The organism is Ralstonia sp. 25C, from assembly GCF_051904805.1.
GTDB lineage: Bacteria > Pseudomonadota > Gammaproteobacteria > Burkholderiales > Burkholderiaceae > Ralstonia.
The window spans coordinates 2231633-2255744 of record NZ_CP196737.1; the positions used below are offsets into that span (position 1 = coordinate 2231633).

General features: G+C 65.3%; 21 protein-coding genes. 11 read left to right on the plus strand and 10 right to left on the minus strand.

Features of this window, described 5'->3' with window-relative positions; all coding sequences use genetic code 11:
- Positions 1–29 precede the first annotated feature (29 nt).
- Positions 30–743, plus strand: coding sequence for a tetratricopeptide repeat protein (locus ACS7SF_RS10400; protein WP_439889712.1), 714 nt, complete (start codon positions 30–32; stop codon positions 741–743).
- Between the two features lie 90 nt (positions 744–833).
- Here ACS7SF_RS10400 and ACS7SF_RS10405 read toward each other — a convergent pair whose 3' ends face one another.
- Positions 834–1028 (minus strand): YbdD/YjiX family protein, encoded by a 195-nt coding sequence (locus ACS7SF_RS10405; protein ID WP_439889713.1) that lies wholly within the window; start codon positions 1026–1028, stop codon positions 834–836.
- An 8-nt stretch (positions 1029–1036) separates the two neighbouring features.
- Positions 1037–3091 (minus strand): carbon starvation CstA family protein, encoded by a 2055-nt coding sequence (locus ACS7SF_RS10410; protein WP_439889714.1) that lies wholly within the window; start codon positions 3089–3091, stop codon positions 1037–1039.
- A 337-nt stretch (positions 3092–3428) separates the two neighbouring features.
- Between ACS7SF_RS10410 and ACS7SF_RS10415 the strand changes: the two genes are divergently transcribed.
- Positions 3429–4865, plus strand: a complete 1437-nt coding sequence (locus tag ACS7SF_RS10415) for a cache domain-containing protein (RefSeq protein WP_439889715.1) — start codon at positions 3429–3431, stop codon at positions 4863–4865.
- Positions 4862–5494 (plus strand): response regulator, encoded by a 633-nt coding sequence (locus tag ACS7SF_RS10420; RefSeq protein WP_439889716.1) that lies wholly within the window; start codon positions 4862–4864, stop codon positions 5492–5494. Before ACS7SF_RS10415 ends, ACS7SF_RS10420 begins: the two co-directional genes overlap by 4 nt.
- A gap of 11 nt (positions 5495–5505) precedes the next feature.
- Here ACS7SF_RS10420 and denD read toward each other — a convergent pair whose 3' ends face one another.
- Positions 5506–6489 carry a D-erythronate dehydrogenase gene (denD, locus tag ACS7SF_RS10425; protein WP_439889717.1) on the minus strand — a complete coding sequence of 328 codons (984 nt, stop codon included), beginning with the start codon at positions 6487–6489 and terminating at the stop codon, positions 5506–5508.
- 127 nt (positions 6490–6616) lie between these two features.
- Between denD and ACS7SF_RS10430 the strand changes: the two genes are divergently transcribed.
- The 6 genes from ACS7SF_RS10430 to otnI all read left to right on the plus strand — a co-directional run bounded on the left by ACS7SF_RS10430 (position 6617) and on the right by otnI (position 12511).
- Positions 6617–7333, plus strand: a complete 717-nt coding sequence (locus ACS7SF_RS10430) for a FadR/GntR family transcriptional regulator (RefSeq protein WP_439889718.1) — start codon at positions 6617–6619, stop codon at positions 7331–7333.
- Between the two features lie 14 nt (positions 7334–7347).
- A complete protein-coding gene (gene ltnD / locus ACS7SF_RS10435) occupies positions 7348–8259 on the plus strand; it encodes an L-threonate dehydrogenase (protein ID WP_439889719.1) in 912 nt (303 codons plus the stop codon).
- Entirely contained in the window at positions 8256–9569 is a 1314-nt protein-coding gene (otnK, locus tag ACS7SF_RS10440) for a 3-oxo-tetronate kinase (protein WP_439889720.1), read from the plus strand. Before ltnD ends, otnK begins: the two co-directional genes overlap by 4 nt.
- The gene (otnC, locus tag ACS7SF_RS10445; protein WP_439889721.1) at positions 9566–10210 is read left to right on the plus strand and encodes a 3-oxo-tetronate 4-phosphate decarboxylase; all 645 of its coding nucleotides are present in this window, start codon (positions 9566–9568) and stop codon (positions 10208–10210) included. Before otnK ends, otnC begins: the two co-directional genes overlap by 4 nt.
- 163 nt (positions 10211–10373) lie before the next feature.
- Positions 10374–11684, plus strand: a complete 1311-nt coding sequence (locus tag ACS7SF_RS10450) for an MFS transporter (RefSeq protein ID WP_439889722.1) — start codon at positions 10374–10376, stop codon at positions 11682–11684.
- Between the two features lie 32 nt (positions 11685–11716).
- Positions 11717–12511 (plus strand): 2-oxo-tetronate isomerase, encoded by a 795-nt coding sequence (otnI, locus tag ACS7SF_RS10455; protein ID WP_439889723.1) that lies wholly within the window; start codon positions 11717–11719, stop codon positions 12509–12511.
- A 70-nt stretch (positions 12512–12581) separates the two neighbouring features.
- Here the strand turns inward: otnI and ACS7SF_RS10460 are convergent, their stop codons facing one another.
- The 3 genes from ACS7SF_RS10460 to ACS7SF_RS10470 all read right to left on the minus strand — a co-directional run bounded on the left by ACS7SF_RS10460 (position 12582) and on the right by ACS7SF_RS10470 (position 16732).
- On the minus strand, positions 12582–13088 hold the full coding sequence (locus tag ACS7SF_RS10460) for a DUF3617 domain-containing protein (RefSeq protein ID WP_439889724.1): 507 nt from the start codon (positions 13086–13088) through the stop codon (positions 12582–12584).
- A 72-nt stretch (positions 13089–13160) separates the two neighbouring features.
- The gene (locus ACS7SF_RS10465; RefSeq protein ID WP_439889725.1) at positions 13161–14003 is read right to left on the minus strand and encodes a winged helix-turn-helix domain-containing protein; all 843 of its coding nucleotides are present in this window, start codon (positions 14001–14003) and stop codon (positions 13161–13163) included.
- Positions 14004–14863: 860 nt separating this feature from the next.
- Complete coding sequence (locus ACS7SF_RS10470) at positions 14864–16732, minus strand: phosphoenolpyruvate carboxykinase (GTP) (protein ID WP_439889726.1); 1869 nt, start codon at positions 16730–16732, stop codon at positions 14864–14866.
- A 412-nt stretch (positions 16733–17144) separates the two neighbouring features.
- On the opposite strand from ACS7SF_RS10470, the gene ACS7SF_RS10475 reads away from it, so the two are divergent.
- Entirely contained in the window at positions 17145–18173 is a 1029-nt protein-coding gene (locus ACS7SF_RS10475; RefSeq protein WP_426396238.1) for a D-2-hydroxyacid dehydrogenase family protein, read from the plus strand.
- A 22-nt stretch (positions 18174–18195) separates the two neighbouring features.
- Here the strand turns inward: ACS7SF_RS10475 and ACS7SF_RS10480 are convergent, their stop codons facing one another.
- The 4 genes from ACS7SF_RS10480 to ACS7SF_RS10495 form a co-directional block, all read right to left on the minus strand.
- Positions 18196–19101 (minus strand): DODA-type extradiol aromatic ring-opening family dioxygenase, encoded by a 906-nt coding sequence (locus tag ACS7SF_RS10480; RefSeq protein ID WP_439889727.1) that lies wholly within the window; start codon positions 19099–19101, stop codon positions 18196–18198.
- A 109-nt stretch (positions 19102–19210) separates the two neighbouring features.
- Positions 19211–20629, minus strand: coding sequence for a dihydrolipoyl dehydrogenase family protein (locus tag ACS7SF_RS10485; protein WP_439889728.1), 1419 nt, complete (start codon positions 20627–20629; stop codon positions 19211–19213).
- Positions 20630–20709: 80 nt separating this feature from the next.
- The gene (locus ACS7SF_RS10490) at positions 20710–21603 is read right to left on the minus strand and encodes a patatin-like phospholipase family protein (RefSeq protein ID WP_439889729.1); all 894 of its coding nucleotides are present in this window, start codon (positions 21601–21603) and stop codon (positions 20710–20712) included.
- Entirely contained in the window at positions 21600–22259 is a 660-nt protein-coding gene (locus ACS7SF_RS10495) for a TetR family transcriptional regulator (protein ID WP_439889730.1), read from the minus strand. Before ACS7SF_RS10495 ends, ACS7SF_RS10490 begins: the two co-directional genes overlap by 4 nt.
- A gap of 581 nt (positions 22260–22840) precedes the next feature.
- Between ACS7SF_RS10495 and ACS7SF_RS10500 the strand changes: the two genes are divergently transcribed.
- Entirely contained in the window at positions 22841–24100 is a 1260-nt protein-coding gene (locus ACS7SF_RS10500; protein ID WP_439889731.1) for an efflux RND transporter periplasmic adaptor subunit, read from the plus strand.
- Positions 24101–24112 lie beyond the last annotated feature (12 nt).

Here is a 24112-nt window from a genome sequence, read left to right on the forward strand (position 1 = left end):
GCAGACAGACCCGGCGCAGAAGTCCGCACATGCTGCAGGCAATGTTGGCGTTTGCGATGAGCGCGGCAACCTCGCTTGCGCTCGCCGCGCCGTCACCGAAAGACGCTCAGGGCGATGCCGCCGCCCTCACCCAGATCGCCATCGCGCACTACGAGCACAACGACTTCGGCCACGCCCTCGACGAATTTGCCGAGGCCGCGCAGCGTGGCAATCGCCTCGCGCAATTCAACTACGCGATGATGCTGATGCGCGGCGAGGGCACCGTCGCCCGGCCTGAAGAGGCCGTCAAATGGCTGCGCCGCGCCGCCGACAATCAGATGACCCACGCGCAGTTTGCCTACGGCGAATTGTTCGAACGCGGCGAGCTGGTGCCGCGCTCGCTGGAAGACGCCAACAAGTGGTACGAGCGCGCCGCCACGGGCGGGCATGTCGAGGCGCAGCGCGCGCTGGCCACCAACTACTTCACCGGTCGTGGCGTGCCGCGCGATTACAAGCGCGCCTTCGCCTGGTACAAGAAAGCGGCTGAGGGCGGCGATGGGCCGTCGCAGTACATCGTGGGCAGCTACTACGAGCGGGGCGAGCCCGGCGTGGTGCCGCAGGATATCGAGCAGGCCAAGACCTGGTACGGCAAGGCGGCAGCGCAGGGCGACGCGGGGGCGCTGGCCAAGCTACGCGAGCTGGTGGAGAAAACGTACCGCGCCAAGCATGGCGACCCGCCCTCGACGGCACGGCAGTCCATGTAGCTAGTCCACACGCACACGAACACAAACAAAAAAACCGCCGGGCATTCGCATGCACCGGCGGTTTTGTTTTGGAGCGTATTCAGCCGTGCATCAACAGCAGCGGCCGACGCGCCCGGCGTAGCGCGCGTCCTGGCGTTCGCGGAAGAAGTCTTCGTACGTCATGACGGGCTGATCCGGGTGGGTTGCCTGCATGTGGCGCACGTAGGTGTCGTAGTCCGGCACGCCCACCATCAGGCGCAGGGTCTGGCCCAGGTAGCGGCCGAAGGTTTCGAGTTCTTCGCGCATGGTGGTGCTCAGGCGCCGAGCGCTTCGTACGGCGTTTCGTTGGCGGTCGGGCGGCTGGCGGCGCGCGCCTTGAGCACCGTCCGCACGCCGTACCAGGCGATGCTGACCACGACGAGGATGAACAGGCCGCACAGGAAGGCATCGATGCGGTCGTTCAGCACCACCTGCTGCATCTGCGCCATCGACTTGGCCGGCGCCAGCAGCTTGCCATCAGCGATTGCCCCGGCGTACTTGTTGGCGTGGGCCAGGAAGCCGATCTTCGGGTCCGGATCGAACAGCTTCTGCCAGCCGGCCGTGAGTGTGCAGATCAGCAGCCAAGCGGTTGGCAGCAGCGTCACCCACACGTAGCGGTCGCGCTTCATCTTGACCAGCACGCAGGTGCCCAGCGTGAGCGCAATCGCGGCGAGCATCTGGTTGGAGATGCCGAACAGCGGCCACAGGGTGTTGATGCCGCCCAGCGGGTTGACCACGCCCTGATACAGGAAGTAGCCCCACAGCGCGACGGTCGCGGCCGTGGCGATCAGGTTGGCGACCAGCGAATCCGTGCGCTTGAGTGCCGGCACAAACGTGCCCAGCAAGTCTTGCAGCATGAAGCGGCCGGCACGCGTGCCTGCATCCACCGCGGTGAGGATGAACAGCGCCTCGAACAGAATCGCGAAGTGGTACCAGAAGGCCATCATGGCTTGGCCGCCCACCACCTGATGCAGGATGTGCGCCATGCCGACGGCCAGCGTTGGTGCGCCGCCCGCACGGGCGAGGATAGTGTTCTCGCCGACGTCCTTAGCGGTCTGGATCAGCACGTCCGGCGTGATGACGAAGCCCCAGGTGGACAGCGTCTGCGCCACCGCGTCGGGCGTGGCACCCACGAGTGCTGCCGGGCTGTTCATCGCAAAGTACACGCCCGGGTTGATGACCGACGCGGCTACCAGCGCCATGATGGCGACGAACGATTCCATCAGCATCGCGCCGTAGCCGATGAAGCGCGCCTGCGTTTCGTTTTCCAGCAGCTTGGGCGTGGTGCCCGACGAGATCAGCGAGTGGAAACCCGACACCGCGCCGCACGCAATCGTGATGAACAGGAACGGGAACAGGTTGCCCGACCACACCGGGCCACCGCCTGCCGCAAACTGTGTGAGTTGCGGCATCTGCATCTGCGGCGCGACGATCAGGATGCCGATGGCCAGCGCGAGGATCGTGCCGATCTTCAGGAACGTCGACAGGTAATCGCGTGGGGCCAGCAGCAGCCACACCGGCAGCACCGAGGCCACAAAGCCGTAGCCGATCAGCATCCACGTGAGGGCCTTGCCGTCGAACGTGAACAGCGGCGCCAGGGCAGCGTTCTCGTGCACCATCTGGCCGCCCACGATGGCGAGCATCAGCAGCACGAAGCCGATGATGGAGATCTCACCGATGCGGCCCGGGCGGATGTAGCGCACGTACACGCCCATGAACAGCGCGATGGGAATCGTCGCGGCCACCGTGAAGGTGCCCCACGGCGAGCCGACCAGTGCCTTCACCACGATCAGCGCCAGCACGGCCAGGATGATGATCATGATGAGGAACGCGCCAAACAGCGCGATCACGCCGGGCACCGTGCCCATCTCACTCTTCACCAGATCGCCCAGCGAGCGGCCGTCGCGGCGGCTGGAGATGAACAGCACGACGAAATCCTGCACCGCGCCGGCAAATACCACGCCAGCGAGAATCCACAGCATGCCGGGCAGATAGCCCATCTGTGCGGCCAGCACAGGGCCGACCAGCGGGCCGGCACCGGCAATGGCCGCGAAGTGGTGGCCGAACAGCACGTTCTTGTTGGTCGGGACGTAGTCGAGCCCGTCGTTGTGCACCCAGGCGGGTGTCTTGCGGGTGCCGTCCAGGCCGAGCACCTTGTCGGCAATGAAGCGGCTGTAATAGCGGTATGCAATCAGGTAGATGCACACGGCGGCCACCACCACCCACAGCGCGCTGACTGCCTCGCCGCGCGCAAGCGCAACGGTGGCAAAGGCAGACGCGCCAAGAATGGCGACGACCAGCCAGATCAGGTGTTGCCTGACGAAGCTCATGGTCGGTCTCCTCGAACCTTGGTCGAAGTTATGTGCTGAATGCGGGATGTGGATTCATCCCTGTTGTAAGAGCCGCTAACCAAACCGCCCTGGCGTCGTTGCGCCGACTTGCCGTACCACTTGTACTGTCTGCGTCGGCACGCCTAGCCAGGTCAGTTTGGTTAGCGGCTCTACGTCCTGCCCCGTGACAGGGGCGTGTAGTATTTGCCAGCCCTGCCCCGCGCCACAAGCGGAGGACTACGCAGTGCATGTCCGTAGTACTACGCAGTTGATGCGACTTCCAATCGAAATTGCGTCCCACCTTGCGATGTTGCAACGCAAGATGCCGCGCTCCGCCATGAAGCTCCGCCAGAAGATCCTGCTGCTCGCCGTTGCGCCGCTGACCATCGCCATGCTGGCGATCATGCTGACCGTGCGGCACCAGTCGATTGCGCTGGCCAAGCACGAGCGGCAGTTGGTGGAATCCGCCTATCTGCAAGCCAAGGAGACGGAGCTGCGCGCCTACGTCAAGCTCGCGCAGAGCGCCATCGCCCCGCTGCTGGCCTCCGGCAAGAATGATGCGGCGACGCGCGACGAAGCCATGCGCACCCTCGCCCGCCTCGACTTCGGCACCGACGGCTACTTCTTCCTCTACGACCTGCGCGGGCGCAATCTCATGCATCCGCGTCAGCCGGAACTTGTCGGCCGTGACTTGTGGGACCTCACCGATGCCCGTGGCCAGCCCACCATCCAGAAGCTGGTGGCGGCGGCCCAGAACGGCGGCGGCTTCGTGCGTTACATGTGGGACAAGCCCTCCACGCACCAGAGCGTACCCAAGCTGGGCTATGTGGAACCGATTCCGCAATGGGGCTGGATGGTCGGCACCGGGCTCTACCTGGACGACATCGAACAGACCCTGCGCGAGATCGACCAACGCGCGCAAGCCAATATCGACCAGACGCTGGCCTGGGTGGTGGGTATTGCCGCGATCAGCATCCTACTGGTGGCCGGCAGCGGCCTGGCGCTGAACGTGAGCGACCACCGCGAGGCCGACGCCAAGTTGCGGCAGCTTGCGCAGCAAGTGGTGCGGTCTCAGGAAGACGAGCGGGCGCGTGTCTCGCGTGAATTGCACGACGGGATCAGCCAGGTGCTGGTGTTGACCAAGCTGCTGCTTGAGACGGCGCACGGTCATCTCGAAACGCCATCTGCGCCGGCGGTGTCAATCGAACGGGCAGCCAGCATGCTGCGCCGCGCGCTGGATCGCCTGAACAGCGCGCTGGGTGAAGTGCGGCGCGTGTCGCACAACCTGCGCCCGGCGCTGCTCGATGATTTGGGTTTGGCTGCGGCACTGGAGTTGCTCGTACGCGAAACACGCGAGGCGCATGAAGACCGCCAGCCCGGTCTTGCCATTGCACTCGAACGTGTCGGCCCGCCGGTGCAGTTGCCGGACGCCTGCAACACGGCGCTGTTCCGCATCGCGCAGGAAGCCGTCTCCAACATCGAACGCCATGCCATGCAAGCCACCCGTATCAGCGTGCTGCTGGAGAACAATGTCGATGCCGTGCGGCTATCCATTCGCGACAACGGCCCCGGCTTCGATGTCGAGTCCGTGCAGGTGGACCCCGAACACGGCATCGGCCTGCGCAACATGCGCGAACGCGTGGCCGCGCTGGGTGGCACCTGTACCATCGTTTCCAGCATGGACGACACGCGGCACGGCACCGAAGTGTGCGTCGTGCTGCCACATGCTGTTATCGCTCAACTGGCTTCGGCCGCCACGTCTTCACTCGTATGAACGCGCCCGTCAAACTGCTGCTTGTTGATGATCACCCGCTGGTGCGCGATGGCGTGCGCGTGCGGCTGGAAGCCGTGCCGCATTTCGAAGTGGTGGGCGAAGCGGGCGATGCGCAAGGCGCGCTGGAAGCCGCGCGCACGCTGGCGCCCGACTTGGTGCTCATGGATATCGGCATGCGCGGCATGAACGGTATCGCACTCACCGAAAAGTTTGCCGAGGCATTTCCCGAGATCGCCGTGCTGGTGCTGTCGATGCACGACAACCTGGAGTACGTGCGCCAGGTGATCCGCGCCGGAGCGCGCGGCTACGTGCTCAAGGATGCGCCCGCCAGCGAACTGGTCGAAGCCATTGATGCCGTGCTGGTCGGCCGCCCGTTCTACAGCGCGCAACTGGCGATGCGCATGGCCGAGCAGGCCGTCATGCCCACGCCGGTGGAGGCGCTCACACCACGCGAGCGCGACATCCTCGACGGCATTGCCAAGGGCTACGCCAACAAGCGCATTGCGGATGAACTCGGCTTGTCCGTGCGGACTGTGGAATCGCACCGCCTGAACCTCAAGCGCAAGCTCGGCATCGAGGGGCAGGCGGAACTGGTGAAATTTGCGGTGGAGTTGGGAAAGGGGCGCTAGGCGCTCAACCTTCAGCGCGCCTTCACGCTGTCCACGTACTCGCGCACCATCGTCTCGAACGAGGTGTCGCGGCCAAAGCCCATCGCATCCGCGCGTGCGGTATCGAAGCGTGCGGGCCAGCTCTGCACGATGGCCTTGATGCGCGCGTCCGGCTCCCAGCGGATGCGCGAGACCGGCGCATCGCCCGCCACCTTGCGCAGCGCTTCCACCATCTCGCCCACACGCACCGTGATGCCCGGCAGATTCAGCGAACGGCGATTGCCCCACGCCGATGCCGGCAGCGTGTACGCATGCAACAGCGAAGCCACCACCTGGCGCGGCGAGGCCAGCCACAGCTCAGTCTCGGCCTCCACCGGGCAGATGGCCTCCTCGCCCGCCAACGGCTCGCGGATGATGCCGCTGGCAAAACTCGACGCCGCGCCGTTCGGCTTACCGGGGCGCACGGACACGGTCGGGATGCGCACCGCGCGGCCATCGATGTAGCCCTTGCGCGAATACTCGCCCACTAGGAATTCGCCCATCAGCTTCTGCACGCCGTACGAGGCTTGCGGCGTGGCCGCCGTGTCATCGGTGACGACCGCCGGCAGTTGGCCGCCGAACACTGCCACCGAGCTGGCGAACAGCACGCGTGGCGCGCGCCCCGTCTTGGCCTGCTGCGCACGCAGCGCATCGAGCAACGCACGCGTGCCGTCCAGATTCACGCGCATGCCGAGGTCGAAATCGGCCTCGGCCGTGCCGCTTACCACCGCGGCCAGATGGAATACGCCGCCCACGTTTTCGTCGATTACCTGGGCGATGAGGGCGGGGTCCGATGCATCGCCCGTCACATAGCGCACGCGCGGGTCGGCAATCTGGCCGGCCACCTGATCCAGCACGATGAAGGTGTTGACCGGCTGGACCGTCCCGTCCGCGACTGGCAGGCCCGGTTGCTGGAGCAATGCCGCCAGCACGCGCTGGCCCAGAAAACCGGCGCCGCCGGTGATGACGATGTTCATGGTGTCTCCTTGTGCCGAACGTGGATCGCCCGGCGATCTAATCGATGCCTAGGGTAAACGGGGATGAAGCTCTGCGACTCAACTTGTATGATGACACGACGAATTTAAGCTTGCCAAGCGACACACCATGTTTGAAAAACTCGACGCCGCACCCTCCCTATCCGACCGCGTGGCCCAAACCCTGATGGACAAGATCGACGCTGGCGAGCTGCGCCGCGGCGAACGCATGCCGTCGGAAACCGTGCTCGGCCAGGAATTTGGCGTGAGCCGCACCGTGATCCGCGAAGCCATTTCGCGCCTGCGCCATGAGGGCGTGGTCGAAGCGCGCCAGGGAAGCGGCGTGTACGTCACGCAGCAGGCCGGCCTGAAGCCGTTGCGCATCGATGCCGCGCAGGCCGGATCAATCGATGCCGTGCTGCACATCATCGAGCTGCGTCGGGCGCTGGAAGCCGAAGGTGCCGCGATGGCCGCCCAGCGCCGCACTGACGCCCAGATGGTCGAGATCGACGCCGCGCTCGATGGCATTGACGCGGCCGTTGCTGCAGGTGGGGATGGCGTGGCCGAAGACCTGCGCTTTCACCACGCGATTGCGGCCGCCAGCGGCAACCCGTTCCTCGTGCAGGCACTGGGCTTCTTCAGCCAGTACCTGGAAGAAGCGATTGGCGTGACGCGCAGCAACGAAGCGCGACGCGAAGACTTCGCCCGCCAGGTGCGCGACGAGCACCGCGCAATGGTCGAGGCCATCCGCGCGCATGACGCGCTGGCCGCGCGCAACGCCGCGCAGACCCACATGTTCAATGCCGCACGTCGCCTGGCCGAGGGCCGGGACGTTGCGCAAGACTGATTCAGGAGCACTTCATGACGCAATCGACGGCTGACTGGAAGGTTGGCGTGATCGGCCTCGGCGCAATGGGCCTGGGCATCGCCAAGACGCTACGCCACAACGGCTACACCGTTTTCGCATGCGACGCGCGCCCCGGCGCCGCCGCAGATTTCGCCAAGGAAGGCGGCGTGGCCTGTGCAACGCCAGCCGAGGTAGCTGCTGGTGCGGGCGTGATCGTCTCTGTGGTCGTCAATGCCGCGCAGACCGAATCCGTGTTGTTTGGCGAGAACGGCGCGGCCGCTGCAATGAAGCCGGGCAGCACCTTCGTCATGTGTTCGACCGTGGATCCGAACTGGTCGATCGCGCTGGAAGCGCGCCTGGCGCAGCAGGGCATCCTGTACGTGGATGGCCCCATTTCCGGCGGCGCTGCCAAGGCCGCCTCGGGGCAGATGACGATGATGACCTCCGCCACGCCCGCCGCCTATGCCGCTGCAGGGCACGTGCTCGACGCCATGGCGGGCAAGGTCTACCGCCTGGGCGACAAGGCCGGGGCGGGCAGCAAGGTCAAGATCATCAACCAGCTGCTGGCCGGCGTGCACATCGCCGCCGCCGCTGAAGCCATGGCACTGGGCTTGCGCGAAGGCGTGGCCGCCGACGCGCTGTACGAAGTCATCACAAATAGCGCGGGCAATAGCTGGATGTTCGAAAACCGCATGGCCCACGTGCTGGCCGGCGACTACACACCGCTGTCCGCCGTCGACATCTTCGTGAAAGACCTTGGCCTCGTGCTCGATACCGCGCGCGCGACCAAGTTTCCGCTGCCGCTGGCCGCCACCGCGCACCAGATGTTCATGCAGGCATCCACTGCCGGTTATGCGAAGGAAGACGACTCCGCGGTCATCAAGATCTTCCCGGGCATCACGCTGCCGGAGGGCCAATCGAAATGAGCGCAGCGCAAACCTCCCGCCCCGTGCTCGGTTGTATCGCCGATGACTTCACGGGCGCAACCGACCTCGCCAACATGCTCGTGCGCGCGGGCATGCGCACCGTGCAGACCATCGGCGTGCCCCAAGCCGGCGATGAGGCGATTGCCGCCGATGCGGACGCCATCGTCGTCGCACTCAAGTCGCGCACGATTCCGGCGGCCGATGCCGTACAGCAGTCGCTCGCCGCGCTGCACTGGCTGCAGGCGCAAGGCTGCTCGCGCTTCTTCTTCAAGTACTGCTCGACGTTCGATTCCACCGACGACGGCAACATTGGCCCCGTGGCTGAAGCGTTGATGGCGGAACTGGGCACGGATTTCACGCTGGCCTGCCCGGCGTTTCCCGAGAACGGCCGCACGATCTTCCGTGGTCATCTGTTCGTGGGCGACGTGCTGCTCAATGCCTCGGGCATGGAACACCATCCGCTCACGCCGATGCGCGATCCGAACCTCGTGCCGGTGCTCGCGCGCCAGAGCGTGGGCAAGGTTGGCCTGCTGCGTTACGACACGGTGACGCGCGGCGCGCAAGCCGCGCGCGACCAGGCGCAGAAACTGCGTGCCGACGGCGTGAAGCTGGCGATTGCGGATGCCATTTCCAACGACGACCTGATCGTACTGGGCGAAGCGTTTGCCGATCTGCCGCTGCTCACGGGCGGCTCGGGTTTGGCGCTCGGCCTGCCCGCGCAATACCGCCGCGCTGGCCTCATCACCGAGCACGGTGACGCGGCGCAACTGCCGTCCGTGGCGGATTCGGCCGTCGTGCTGTCGGGCAGTTGCTCGCGCGCGACGAACGCGCAGGTGGCGCACTGGCGTGCGTCGCGTCCGGCGTTTCAGATTGATCCGCTCGCACTCGCCGAAGGCCAGCCGGTGGTGGTCGAGGCGCTGGACTTCGTGCAGCGCCACGCCGGTCAAACCGTGCTGGTCTATGCGACGAGCGCGCCAGAACACGTCGCCCAGGTGCAGAAGACGCTGGGCGTGGAACGCGCGGGCAAGCTGGTCGAAGAAGCCCTCGGCCGCATCGCCCGTGCGCTACATGCCGATGGCGTGCGCCGCTTCGTCGTGGCCGGCGGCGAGACCTCGGGTGCGGTTGTGCAGGCGCTCGACGTGCGCGCGTTGCGCATCGGCCCGCAGATCGATCCGGGCGTGCCTTGGACGGCCACTATTGGCGATGACCCCGTGGCGCTGGCGCTGAAGTCCGGCAACTTCGGCACGGTCGATTTCTTCGAGAAAGCGCTGGCGCAATTGGCGCAGGCCACGACGGAGTCGGTCGCATGACCGCCGCCACCGAGAACGCGCTGCGCGAAGAAATCGCGCGCGTGGGCCAGAGCCTGTATGCGCGTGGATACACGGTGGGCACAGCGGGCAATATCAGCGCGCGCTTGCCGGACGGCTGGCTCATCACGCCCACCGACGCCTGCCTCGGCACGCTGGACCCGGCATGCATCGCCAAGGTCAGCACGGCGGGCGAGTGGGTCAGCGGCGACAAGCCATCGAAGACGCTCGCCCTGCATCGCGGCATCTACGACCGCAATGCCGAGGCACACGCGGTGGTGCACACGCACTCGACGCATCTGGTGGCGCTCACGCTGGCCGGTGTCTGGCGCGAGGCCGACGTGCTGCCGCCGATCACGCCGTACTACGTGATGAAGGTTGGCCATGTGCCGCTCATTCAATACCAACGCCCGGGTCATCCGGATGTGGCCGCACAGATTGCCGCACTGGCGACAGACGTGCGCGCTGTGTTGCTCGATCGCCTGGGCCCCGTGGTGTGGCACAGCTCGGTATCGAGCGCGGCCTACGCGCTGGAAGAACTGGAAGAAACCGCCAAGCTTTGGCTGATGACGGAGCCGAAGCCCGCACCGCTGTCCGATGCGCAAATCGACGAATTGCGACAGACGTTCGGAGCCCGCTGGTAAGAACCTGCTCACGGTCCTACTGCGCAGCCCGATCTTGCCCCTGCGATGCTCGCCGTACCCGTGTACGGCTGCGCTTCTCGGGCCAACCTCGAGCCGCTCGCTACGGACCGTGAACAGGTTCCAAGCCTACGGCCCCTATAAAACCTAGATTGGAGACCACCACATGAACACCGCCACCACGGCGGCGCTGCCTTCGCACGCCGTTTCAAAGGAGGACAGCGTCTACGCACGCGTGTCGCGCCGCATCGTTCCGCTCATCATGCTGTGTTACGTGGTCGCGTATCTCGATCGCGTGAACGTGGGTTTTGCCAAGCTGCAGATGTCGCAGGCGCTGAATTTTTCCGAGACGGTGTACGGCCTGGGCGCCGGCATCTTCTTCATCGGCTACTTCCTCTTCGAGGTGCCGAGCAACCTGCTGATGAACAAGATCGGCGCGCGCATTTGGATCGCGCGGATCATGATCACGTGGGGGCTGATCTCGGGCGCGTTCGCCTTCGTGCAGACGCCCACGCAGTTCTATGTGATGCGCTTCCTGTTGGGCCTGGCGGAGGCCGGTTTCTACCCCGGCATCATCCTGTATCTGACGTACTGGTATCCGTCGCACCGCCGCGCGCGCATCGTGGCGATGTTCATGGCGGCGATTCCCATCTCGGGCATCTTCGGCAATCCGCTGTCGGGCTGGATCATGAGCGCCTTCCATGACAATGGCGGCTGGCAAGGCTGGCAGTGGATGTTCGTGATCGAAGCTGTGCCCGCCGTGCTGGTTGGCCTGCTGGTGCTGTGGAAGTTCGATGACAGCATCCGCAAAGCCAAGTGGCTGAGCGAAGACGAGAAGCAGATTCTCGAAGCCAACATCGCCGTCGACAACAAGGGCAAGGCCGAACACCCCGGCATCGGCAAGGTGTTCTCGGACTTGCGCGTGTGGGGCATGAGCCTGATCTATTTTGCCTTTGTGATGGGCCAGTACGGGCTGACGTTCTGGATGCCGACACTGGTGAAGAACGCCGGCGTGAAGGACACCCTCATGGTGGGCGTGCTGTCGGCCATTCCGTACCTCTGCGCGGCGATCACCATGGTGTTGATCGGCCGCAGTGCCGATGCGCGCCGAGAGCGCCGCTGGCATCTGGTTGTGCCGGCGCTGATGGGGGCTGTCGGCTTTGCGGTGGTCGCCACGGCGGGCAACAACGTGGCCTTGTCGATCGTGTTCCTGTCGCTGGCGGCGGCTGGTGTGCTGACTTGCGCGCCGTTGTTCTGGTCGTTGCCGACCGCATTCCTGCAAGGCACCGCTGCGGCTGCGGGCATTGCCGCCATCAACTCGGTGGGCAACCTGGCCGGCTTCGTCAGCCCCTATATGATCGGTGCGCTCAAGGACATGACCGGCAGCACTGCAACGGGCATGTACGCGCTGGCCGGCGTGCTGGTGCTCGGCTGCATCGCCGTGTTGCGCACGCCTGCCAAGCTGGTCAATAAATAAGCAACCAAGCAACTGTTTCCAGAGGGTTTGACATGCCGCGCTTTGCCGCCAACCTGTCCATGATGTACCAGGAACACGCCTTCCTCGACCGCTTTGCCGCCGCGGCAAAGGACGGCTTTGAGGGCGTGGAGTTTCTCTTCCCCTATGACTTTGACAAAGCCGAGATCCGCGCGCGTCTCGACGATGCCGGGCTCAAGCAGGCGTTGTTCAATGCGCCGCCGGGCGACTGGGCCGCCGGCGAGCGCGGCATCGCGTCATTGCCGGGACGTGAAGAGGAATTCAAGCGCGGCATTGCGACGGCGCTGGAATATGCGCAGGTGCTCGGCAACACGCGTCTGCACGTGATGGCGGGTCTGCTACCCGCCGATGCCGACCGCGCGCGCCATCACGCGACCTACGTGAGCAACGTCGCCTACGCCGCACGCGAGGCGGCTGGCGCGGGCATCACCATCGTGCTGGAGCCGATCAACACGCGCGATATGCCGGGTTTTTTCCTCACGCATCAGGCGCAGGCGCATGCCGTCTGCAAGGAGGTGGGTGCGCCCAACGTGAAGGTGCAATTCGACCTGTACCACGCGCAGATCATGGAGGGCGATCTGTCGGTCAAGCTCAAACGGTATGTGGGTGAGGGCGGTGTCGGCCACGTGCAGATTGCCGGCGTACCCGATCGCCATGAGCCGGACGAAGGTGAGCTGAACTATCCGCACCTCTTTGCGCTGATGGACACGCTCGGCTACGACGGCTGGGTCGGCTGCGAATACCGCCCGCGTGCCGGTACAAGTGAAGGGTTGGGCTGGCTTAAGCGCTGGCGCGACAGCCAGCGCTGATCGGCGTTACCCCAAACAAAAACGGCCGGCACTGCATCTGCAGTCCGGCCGTTTTTGCTTGATGACCCGCTTACGACTTGCACGCGCCGAGGTAGCGCCCCTGGTAGTGGAAGCCACTCTTCATCGGCCCGTACTGCGGGTGCTGGTACTGGCCATTGCCCGTGATGTTGAACGTGGTGGGTGTGAGCGGGCCGCTGGCTTCGAGCACGCCCTTGCCGCCCTGCGGGTCTGTGCACGACAGCGAGACCTTCAGCGTGCCCATGGCGTAGTTCCAGCGCGTGAGCGAGCAGCTTTCGTGGTCTCTGCGGATATTGCGCTCGAACGTGGCCCGGATATCGCTGGCGTCGTTTGCACTCAGGCAGCCGCGCTCGGGCCGGCTAGAGACTTTGCGGCCTTGCTCGTCAACGTGCGGCAACGGCTTGCCGTTCAGAGTCATGCTGGTTGTGCTTTCCCACAGGCCCGGCGTAACTTCCTGTGCGTGTACGCCCAGGGCTGATCCAGCCAGAGCGGTCAGCAGTACACCGCTGCACCACAGCTTCATGTTCGATTCCTTGATGGCTTGAGATGGCACGACCATCCGATCGCCGCGCAATGCGGGGCAGGATGGTCGTCAGGTGGAGAACGAGATGAGGCCGGATCGACCCGGGGCTCAGGCGCCCATATGTACCGGCCCTTTGCCCAGCGAGCGGCCCGTTGGGATAGGCCCGTACGACGGCAGTTCGGCTTTGCGGGTGGCGGCTTCGAGCTGCATGCTGATGGTGTCGGCGGTGTGCGCGGCCGTCGCGCCGCTAGCGCCCACCACAAGGCGATAGCCGCCGCCGCGTACCGTCTGGATCAGGCCATCGCACGGCGTGCCTGCCAGTGCCACGCGCAGCTTGCGCACGTGCACGTCAACGGTACGTTCCCCAACGAACACGTGATTGCCCCACACGCGATCCAGCAGTTGCGTGCGCGAATGCACGCGTTGCGGATGCGCCACCAGGAAGTGCAGCAGACGGAATTCCAGCGGGCTGAGCGGGATGGCGCGCGGGCCGGTTTCCGTTTGCGCCATCACGCCCAAGGTGAGCGGATCCAGGCGCAAGCCGTTGACTTGCAGCACGTCATCGCCATGCTGCTGCGGCGCCCGGCGGCGCAGCACCGCGCGGATGCGGGCATGCAGTTCGCCCGTGTCGCACGGCTTGACGACGTAGTCATCGGCACCGGCGTCAAGCGCGGCGATCTTGGCGCGCGCATCGCCGTGGCGAGACAGCACGATGACCGGCAGGCCGCGCGTCTGCATGTTGGCGCGCAAGGCCAACAGCATATCGATCGACTCGCGCTCGGGCCATGTCCACTCCATGAGCAGCAGTTCCGGCATGGCGACCTGGATGGCCGCCTGTGCCTGCCCTGGATTGCCGACACGTTGAACGTCGTGTCCACCGTCACGCAGGGAAAACGACAGACGCTCCCCCTCTGCCTGGTCCTGTTCGACCAGCATGATCTGAATACCCACTTTGTGATACCTCCCGTCTAACCAGCCGACACACTCCGGCGCGCAGCCTTGCGGCCGCGCTCTTCTGTCTGCGGTGCGCGTTGTTATGAGTGCCATGCGAGCGTTGCGCGTTTGCTCGCATGTCGTTCTTGCGGGCGCTGCCGCCCGGCCGGACAGGCCTGGCGCCGATCGTCGTGTACTGCCGTTCCCGGTCGGACGATCCCCAGCGGAGCCCCCGGATTACTCCAGGGTGTGTGGTGTTGAGATGGGTTCACAAGCCTCGGCGCTGCGATTCGGGGCCTGATTTATGCAATCGTTTGCACAAAGTTCGACACCGCATGCACGCAAAACCGAGCCGACGCCCCCCCGAGCGCCGTGGAGAAGAGGGGGTACCCCTCCTTCCTTGATGCATTGGCTTGTTGCCTTTCTCGTTTCCTCTAGTGAACCCCCTCTCCGGCTCAAGGAAAAGGAATTCTGTTTTGCCGGATTATAAGAATCCCGCCGGAATTCGTCACGCGGGATTTTTAAAATTTGGAAATTTAGACGACGCCGAATTTTTCGTGCACGCTCGATTGACATGCATGCTTCACAAAGCTATGCCAGGCAAGGGGTTGGCGTGATGGGGTGCCGCTGATGATTCGTTGTTGGCATAATTCAGCGCTCATTATGTTGTTGATGGCATAATGACATCTTGGTTTTTGATGTTTGTGTTTTTTACAGCTGAATATTGCGGCATTTAAATCAAGCGACCGTTTTGTGGATAGGGGTAAATCGCGCGATTTAAAACTTTAGGATTACTGCTCATTGTTTGGGCAGTGACTGCCGCGTACGGACGAAAAAAAGCCCGCGTAACGCGGGCTTTTTGTACTAGCGGGCAGATGTCACCCTGCCAGACGCCCCTCCAGGCGCGCCTTCGCCTCCGGCAGCGCCTGCGGCAGGCCATGCGCCAACTGCGTGAACAGCTGATCGTGCAGCGCCAGTTCCTGCTGCCACGCGGCAGCGTCGACGGAGATCACCTTGGCGAACTGCTCAGCCGTGAAGTTCAGCCCATCCCAGCGCAGTTCTTCATAGCGGGGCGACACGCCAAAGGCATGCGCATCGCCCTGCGCCTGGCCTTCGAGGCGATCGATCATCCACTTCAGCACGCGCATGTTCTCGCCGAAGCCCGGCCACACGAACTTGCCGTTCTCGTCCTTGCGGAACCAGTTCACGCAGAAGATCTTCGGCAGCGTGGCGCCGCTCTTGGCGAGCTGGTCGCCCAGCTTGAGCCAGTGTGCGAAGTAGTCGGCCATGTTGTAGCCGCAGAACGGCAGCATGGCGAACGGGTCGCGGCGCACCACGCCCTGCTGGCCAGCGGCCGCAGCGGTGGTTTCCGAGCCCATCGTGGCGGCCATGTACACGCCTTCAGTCCAATCGCGCGCTTCGGTGACGAGCGGCACGGTGGTCGAGCGGCGGCCGCCGAAGATGAACGCATCAATGGGTACGCCGGCCGGGTTGTCCCATTCCGGATCGATCGACGGGCATTGCGCCGCCGGTGCCGTGAAACGGGCGTTCGGATGCGCAGCCTTGCGGCCGGTTTCCTTGCCAATCTCCGGCGTCCAGCTTTGGCCCTGCCAGTCGGTCAGGTGCGCGGGGATGGCGTCGGTCATGCCCTCCCACCACACGTCGCCGTCGTCCGTCAGCGCCACGTTGGTGAAGATGACGTTTTCCTTCAGCGTCGCCATTGCATTGGGGTTGGTCTTTTCGCCCGTGCCTGGTGCCACGCCAAAGAAGCCCGATTCCGGGTTGATGGCGTACAGGCGGGTCTGGCCGTTGGCGTCCTGGCGCGGCTTGATCCAGGCGATGTCGTCGCCGATGGTCGTCACCTTCCAGCCGTTGAAGCCGGCCGGCGGAATCAGCATCGCAAAGTTGGTCTTGCCGCAAGCCGACGGGAAAGCCGCCGCCACGTGATACGTCTGACCTTCCGGCGACGTCACGCCCAGAATCAGCATGTGTTCAGCCAGCCAGCCCTGGTCGCGGCCCATGGTGGAAGCGATGCGCAGCGCGAAGCACTTCTTGCCCAGCAGCGCATTGCCGCCGTAGCCCGAGCCGAACGACCAGATTTCGCGCGTTTCCGGGAAGTGCACGATGTACTTGGTCGGGTTGCACGGCCACGGCACGTCTTTCTCGCCAGCGGCCAGCGGCTTGCCGACGGTGTGCACGCACGGCACGAAGTCGCCGTCGGTGCCCAGCACGTCGTACACCGCGCGGCCCATGCGGGTCATGATGCGCATGTTGACGGCCACATACGGGCTGTCCGACAGCTCCACGCCAATGTGCGCGATCGGCGAACCCAGCGGGCCCATCGAGAACGGCACCACGTACAGCGTGCGGCCGCGCATGCTGCCGTCAAACAGGCCGTTCAGCGTCTGGCGCATCTCGGCCGGGGCGGTCCAGTTGTTGGTGGGGCCGGCGTCTTCCTTCTTCTGCGAGCAGATGAAGGTGCGGTCTTCCACGCGCGCCACGTCCGACGGGTCCGACAGGGCCAGGAACGAGTTCTTGCGCTTGGCGGGGTTGAGCTGCTTCATCGTGCCGGCGGCGACCATCTCGGCGCACAGGCGGTCGTATTCCTCTTGCGATCCATCGCACCAGACCACGCGCTCGGGCTTGGTGAGCGCGGCAATCTCGCCGACCCACGCAATCAGGCGCGGGTGTTTGACGTACTCGGGCACGTTCAATGCAGGCACGCCCTGCATCACGGGTTGATTCATGACCAAAACTCCAATGGAAGTGAAAAAGAAATCGGCGACAGATCAGCACGGCGGCCGCGCCTGGCGGCGGGTTGGAAAGCGATCGACGGCGCGAGGAGCGTGCGCCGGATCCGCGATTTCCAGAGAGAGGGGCAACGCAGGCAGAGGGACGGTAGCCGTGCTGATTTCACATTCAGTTACAAAGCGGTGCGCCACCGGAAGGTGGGTTTTTCCGGGCGACGGGGGCCGCGTGCGCTAAAGTGACGGGACGTTAAAAATAAGGACTCGTCACCAGCGTGGCTGCGCAATTTGCGTGCCCGCGGCGGGCAATTCCGAACGTCGCGCGGATTGTCGGGCGACGAGGGATGGGAAGAATACCACCGCGAGGGATCGCTGTTTTTTGCTGCGCACCATTGTCCGAAGTGAGATGTCGATGAAGATTGCCGTACTGGACGACTACCAAGACGCCGTTCGCAAGCTGGATTGCTTCAGCCTGCTCCAAGACCACGAAGTCAAAGTGTTCAACAACACCGTCAAAGGCGTGGGGCAATTGGCCGCACGTGTGGCGGACGTTGAAGCCATTGTGTTGATCCGGGAGCGCACGCGTGTGACGCGTCAGTTGCTCGATCGCCTGCCCAAACTCAAGATCATCAGTCAGACCGGTCGCGTATCGCGCGATTCGGGCAGCCATATCGATCTGGATGCCTGTACCGACAAGGGCGTGGTCGTGCTGGAGGGCAAGGGCTCGCCGGTCGCGCCGGCCGAACTGACCTGGGCGCTGGTGATGGCCGCGCAGCGCCGCATTCCGCAATACGTGGCGAGCCTCAAGCACGGCGCGTGGCAGCAGTCGGGGCTGAAATCGACCACGATGCCGCCCAACTTCGGCATCGGCCGCGTGTTGAAGGGCCAGACGCTCGGCATCTTCGGCTACGGCAAGATCGGCCAGCTCGTGGCGAGCTACGGCCGCGCGTTCGGCATGAACGTGCTGGTGTGGGGCCGTGAGGGCTCGCAAGAGCGCGCCCGTGCTGACGGCCATGCCGTGGCCGAATCGAAGGAAGCGCTGTTCGAGCAGTCCGACGTGCTGTCCGTCCACCTGCGCCTGAATGACGAGACACGCGGCATCGTGACGGTGGCCGACCTCACGCGCATGAAGCCGACCGCCCTCTTCGTCAACACGAGCCGCGCCGAGCTGGTGGAAGAAAACGGCCTGGTGACGTCGCTGAATCGGGGGCGCCCCGGCATGGCCGCCATCGACGTGTTTGAAACGGAACCCATCCTGCAGGGCCACACCCTGCTGCGCATGGAGAACTGCATCTGCACGCCGCACATCGGCTATGTCGAGCGCGACAGCTACGAGATGTACTTCCGCGTCGCGTTCCAGAACATCCTCGATGTCCTGCAGGGCAATGTCGACAGCGTGGTCAACCCGACGGCACTGGCGCCCGCGCTGATTCGCGCGTAGCGCCGGCCGTCATACCTGCCGATCAAGCCGCAGCGCGGTGCTGCGGTTCGCCGCGGTTGGCCACATTGGCACCCGCGCCGTCAAAGCGGAAGCTGTCCATCGCCAGCGAGCCGTACGTTACCGTATCGACCACATGCTGAGCCTGCACGCCGCCTAGCGTGGCCTGGCTCGGCTGGCCCATGGCGGCGCCGAGTGCCACGTACAGCGGCATCAGGTGCTCATCGGTCGGGTGGGCGTGGGCGGCGTTCGGCGCCTGAGCGCGGTAGTCGCAGAAGGCAGCGAAGTCGCCCGTGCGGATGCCTTCGGTCATCGCCTCGATCATCCATTCGCGGAATGCCGTGACCCATGACTCGACCGGCACGCCGTGTTGCGCCATGCCGGGGCCGCGCATCAGTGCGCGCAGGTTGTGCGTGAAGCTGCCCGAGCCGACGATCAGCACGCCCTCGTCGCGCAGCGGCGCCAGCGTGCGCCCCACTCCCATCTGGCACGCGGGCGACAGGCCCGGCATGAGCGACACCTGCACCACGGGGATCTTCGCCTCGGGAAACATCATCATCAGCGGAATCCACGCGCCATGGTCCAGCGGCTGGCGCGGGTCGAGCACGGTGGAGGCTTGTTCCTCCAGGCCGGGCACGACGCGGCCGTCGATCAGCGCGCGAATGCGCTCGGCCAACTCCGGCGCGCCGGGCGGGGCATATTCCAAGGCGTAAAGCTGCGGCGGGAAACCGCCAAAGTCATGCCACGCCTCCTGTTGCGCGCGGGCCGTGACGGCTGGACGGCGTGTCATCCAATGCGGTGACACGACGACGATGGCGCGGGGTGCGAGCGCAGCCATCTCCTGCCCAAGCGCGGCGAATGCCTGTCCAACGGGGCCCGGGTCAACCGCCAGCATGGGCGACCCATGAGAAAGATAGAGCACGGGAAGCATGTCAAATTTCCTGAAGAATATGCCTATCATTCTGCGCCCGCGGCGTTCAGGCAGCGTGCATGGATTTGCCGATGGGCATCAGGAAAGTTGAATGAGTGCGCCCGGGCGCTCAAACACCCAGCAGTTCTTCGGCCACAGTCGGGTGCAGGCCGACCGTCGTGCGCAAATGCTTGAGCCGCACGCCCATGCGCACGGCCACGGCCAACGTTTGGATGATCTCGGGTGCAGCGTTGTCGACGATGTGCGCGCCGAGCACCCGCCCACTGCGCGCGTTGCACACCAGCTTGATCAGCGATTCCATGCCGGTGCCTGCAAACCGCTGCTCCAGCGAAACGAAGCGGCGGACCACTACGTCGATGCGCTCGGCGGTGGCGCGTTTGTCGGCCTCGGCGGCGCGTTTGCCCAGCTCGGGCCAGCGCGTACGGGCTTCGGTCTCGGTCAGGCCCACGGCGGCGATGGCCGGGTCGCAGAACACCGCCATTGGCACGGTGTCCATGTCGGGCAGCTTGGCGCCCTTGCCGAACAAGCGTTCGGCGACGTAGCGGCCTTGTGCGGCCGCCACGGGCGTGAGCTGGATGGCGCTGCTGGCGTCGCCCACGGCATGGACGCCACGCACACGCGTGCGGAAGTGGCGATCCACGGCGATGCGGCCACGCGCATCGAGCGAGACGCCGGCCGCGTCCAGACCCAGTCCAGCGGTGTTGGGCGTACGACCGACGACACTGAGCACACGCTGCGCGCGCAGCACGCGCGGCGTGTCGTCGCCGAGTCCGCTCACATAGACCGCGACACCATCGCCGTGGATGGCATCGCGCTCCACGCGCACCACGTCGGCGTTGATGATGCGTTCGACGCCGCAGTTGGCCAGTGACAGGGCTGCCGCTTCCGACATCGCCGCATCGAAGTCGGGCAGCAGCCGCGCTTCGCGTACGACCATGGTCACGCGCACGCCGAAGCGCGCCAGCGTGGAGGCCAGTTCCACCGCCGCCGCGCCCCCGCCGAGGATGATGAGCGAGGCGGGTAGCGTGTCCCAACTCAACACGTCGTCTGGTGTGCCGGCGAGTTCGCCGCCGGGCACCGATAGCGGCGTGGCATGCGCGCCGGTGGCCAGCACGATCTGCCGGCCGCGCAGCGTGGTTTTGCCGTGCTCGCCGTGCACGCGAATGATGCCGCGCCCGCGCAATGACGCCATGCCGCTCAACCATTGCACGCCCGCCGCGGCCAAGTGGGCGAGATGGGTTTCCCGCAGTCGCGCCACCTCGGCGCGCGTGCGGGCGATGGCATCGGCCCAGGCTTCGGCGGGTTGCGCAACGCGCAGGCAGCGCGCAACGGCCTGCGACCAGCTTGCGCCGTAGCTGAGCAGCTTCTTGGCTGCACAACCGTGGTTGACGCGCGTGCCGCCCACCTCGGCGCGATCGACGAGCAAGGTGTGTGCGCCCAATTGCGCGGCGCGATGCGCGGCAGCCAGGCCGGCTGAGCCGGCGCCGATCACGATCAGGTCAAAGGGAGTGGTCGCGCGTGCGGGCATGGCGGTGTCCGTCAAACAAGCGTTGGCCGGACGGCCATGGCGGCGCACCGGCGGGCTCGCCGCCCGCGCAGTGGCGATGGCTATGCAGCCGCTGGAGTGGCGAACCCGCGTGGAAGTTCGCGCAGGAAGGTTTCGCCGTCATGACGGCCGAGCGCATAGGCGTCGCGCATGGCGCCCGGGCGGGTGTAGTCCCAGCTTGAAATCGGCACCTTGCGCGAAGGCTGGACGTAGAAGCGGCGCTGTAGGCCGTCTGGCACGGGTGTGTCCAGGCGGAAATAGGTGGGACGCGGATACAACCGCGTGACCAGCACCAGCACATCGCCCGGCGTGGGGTCGAGCGCATGCACCGGTACGTTGTCGACCATGCCGCCATCCAGCACCGGCCGCCCTGCGCGGCGTAGCACCGGCGTGAACGGTGGCGTGGAGGCCGATTGCAACAGCAAATCGGCCAGCGTTTCCGGTGAGGCGCAATCCTGCGCGCGCACGAACTCGGGCGTAAAGCCCAGTCGCCGGCCCAACGTGGGGTGCAGCGTCTTGCGGACGTGCTTTTCGATGTTGTATGCGATCAGCCCGGCTGCCACGGCGGTCCGCGCACCCATCCAGCGCGGAATGTGCGCGACGCCGATGCGGATCTCGGGGGCCTGCTCCAGCCGTGCGAAGCGGCCTTCCCCGAACACGGTCAGCAGCGCCGTGCGATACATGCCGTAGTGCGGAAACACGCGCTCACCGCGCAGCAGGTTGCCCCAGTGGGCGTTGCGGGTGTTGTGGCGCAGGGCTTCGCCGTAGTAGTCCATCAGGTCGGCGGAGTTCCATGCGTGCAGCATGCACGCCGTCGATGCGCCCGCCGAGATGCCGGCAATCACGCGCGGCGCCAGGCCCAATTCCGGCTGCACGACATCCCACCAGCCGGCTTGCCACCAGCATCGGTTGCCGCCGCCGGCAAACACCATCTGATCGAACATCGGCGCGGTCATGCGTTGACCGCCGCGCGCTCGGGTTGCGCGTGTCGTAGGGCGGGCGAGTACTTGAGCGTATCGATGCACGCATCGACAAAGCGCTCGCGCTTGGTGGCGAGGCTGGAGGCATCCGGGTAGAACAGGTAGTCGCCCATGATGCCGCCAAACGATGCGTGGAAATGCGCCACCGCCAGCGGGACGTCCAAGTCAGCCGGCAGTTGGCCGCGCCGTGCGGCCTGGCCGATCATGTTGTTCAGCCGGCCCAGGCCTTCTTCAAACGATTCTTGCTGGCGCTTGAGAATCGGGCTCGTGTCCTCCACGAACTCGCACTTGTTGAACATGATGTCGAAGACCTTGCGCCAGTGCGCGTCTTCCACCAATTGCCGTAGCACGAAGTTGGCCACCATGCGCAGTTCGCCCAGCGGGTCGTCTGATTCCACATCCGGCGGCGAGCACAGCGTCTCCATCGGCAATTTCACGCGCTCGCACATGGCGGCGAACACGTCGGCCTTGTTACGGAAATGCCAGTAGATGGCGCCGCGCGTGACCCCCGCGGCTTGAGCGATATCGGATAGTGATGTGCGCGCCACCCCGCGCGCATAGAACACGTCTTCGGCCGCATCCAGGATGCGGTTGCGTGTTTCAAGGGCTTCTTCCTTGGTTCGTCTGACCATGATGTTCCAGAGGAACGCCTGCACACCCCGCAGACGTTCTTTCGTTTTGCTTTTGTGCGATGCACAAATACGCGCAACGCAGTGTTTCATACTGCACAACGCTGCACCTGCCCGTTGCGGTGACAGGGCCCGGAATTTGTTGTGCAGTGCCGCGATCCCGCGCCGTTCCGCCATTGCAACGAAGTGCGCAAAAGTTGCAATAAAGGCCCTTCGCTCGCGAAGGACCCTTTTTACATACATGCGTGAACGTATCTATAATAGCGCGCACTCCGTCGCTTGCCCATGGTCGTACGCACCACATCCGGGCTGGGCTTGCGCTTTGGGGCCGACACCGTGTCGTCGGCGCCCAGAACGTCGGAGACTGTTCGCCGATCGCTCCTGTTTCTCAGCATTCCGGCCTGCGCTGTTGCGACTTCGTCGCACAGGCCATATCGCATGCCGCCAGATGCGGCTAGCATCGGACGTTTTCGTTTTTGTGTTTTTTTGGTTTCGCTGACGGTTTGCCGGCGCCGCATTCGTTTGCGTGGCGCCAGGTCTCTTGGTATCCGCCGGCATCCGCTTATCGCCACATGGGGTCATCTATGACGAACACCCGCCGTTATCACCAACTCGCTGCCGCCGCATTCATGGTGGCGGCACTTGCAGCCTGCGGTAACAAGCAGGCACAAGGGCCGGGCGGCGCCGGCATGCCTCCGACCGAAGTCGGCGTCGTCACCGTGCAGCCGCACGCCGTTGGCCTGACCAGCGAGTTGCCGGGCCGCCTGGAAGCTACGCGTGTGGCGCAGGTGCGGGCGCGGGTCGCGGGCATTGTGCTCAAGCGTACGTATGCCGAAGGCAGCGACGTGAAGGCCGGCCAGCAGCTGTTCCAGATCGACCCCGCGCAGTATCAGGCGTCGCTCGACAGCGCGAAGGCGCAACTGGCGCGTTCGGAAGCCACGCAGAGCCAGGCGAAGATCAAGGCCGAGCGCTACAAGCCGCTGGTGGCCACCAACGCCATCAGCAAGCAGGACTACGACGATGCCGTGGCCGCCGCAAAGCAGGCCACCGCCGATGTGGCCGCTGCTCGCGCCGCCGTGGAAACCGCCAAGCTGAATGTCGGCTACGCCAGCGTGACCTCGCCGATCGCGGGCCGCGCCGGCCTGGCGCAGATCACCGAAGGCGCGCTGGTCGGCCAGGGTGAGGCGACACTGCTGACGACCGTGCAGCAGATCGACCCGATCTACCTGACCTTCACGCAGTCGAGCACCGAGGTGATGCGCCTGCAGGAAGCGCTGAAGGCCGGCAAGCTGGCCAAGGCCGGCGGCGATGCCGCCAAGGTCACGCTGGTCACGGAAGACGGCCGCGCCTATGCGCAGCCCGGCAAGCTGTACTTCTCTGACCTGACGGTGGACCCGGCCACCGGCACGATCACGCTGCGCGCGATTGTTCCGAACGCCGACCGCACGCTGCTGCCGGGCATGTACGTGCGTGCCCGTCTGGAGCAGGCCGTGGACGAGCAGGCCATCACCGTGCCGCAGCAGGCCGTGACGCGCAACCCGGATGGCGCCACGGTCATGATCGTGGATGCCGACGGCAAGGTGGCAGTGCGCCCGGTTCAGGCGGACCGCTCGACCGGCACGGAGTGGATCGTCTCCAGCGGCCTGAAGGCGGGCGACAAGGTCATCGTCGACGGTCTGCAGAAGGTTCGCCCGGGCGCGCCGGTGAAGGCCGTGCCGTGGCAGCCGGGCGCGGCACCGGGCCAAGGTCAGGGCCAAGCCAAGCAAGGTCAGGGCGCAGCACCTGCGGCCAGCGCCCCAGCAGCAAGCGCCCCCGCTGCCAGTTCGCCGGCAGCCAAGCAGTAAACAAGGAGCCAT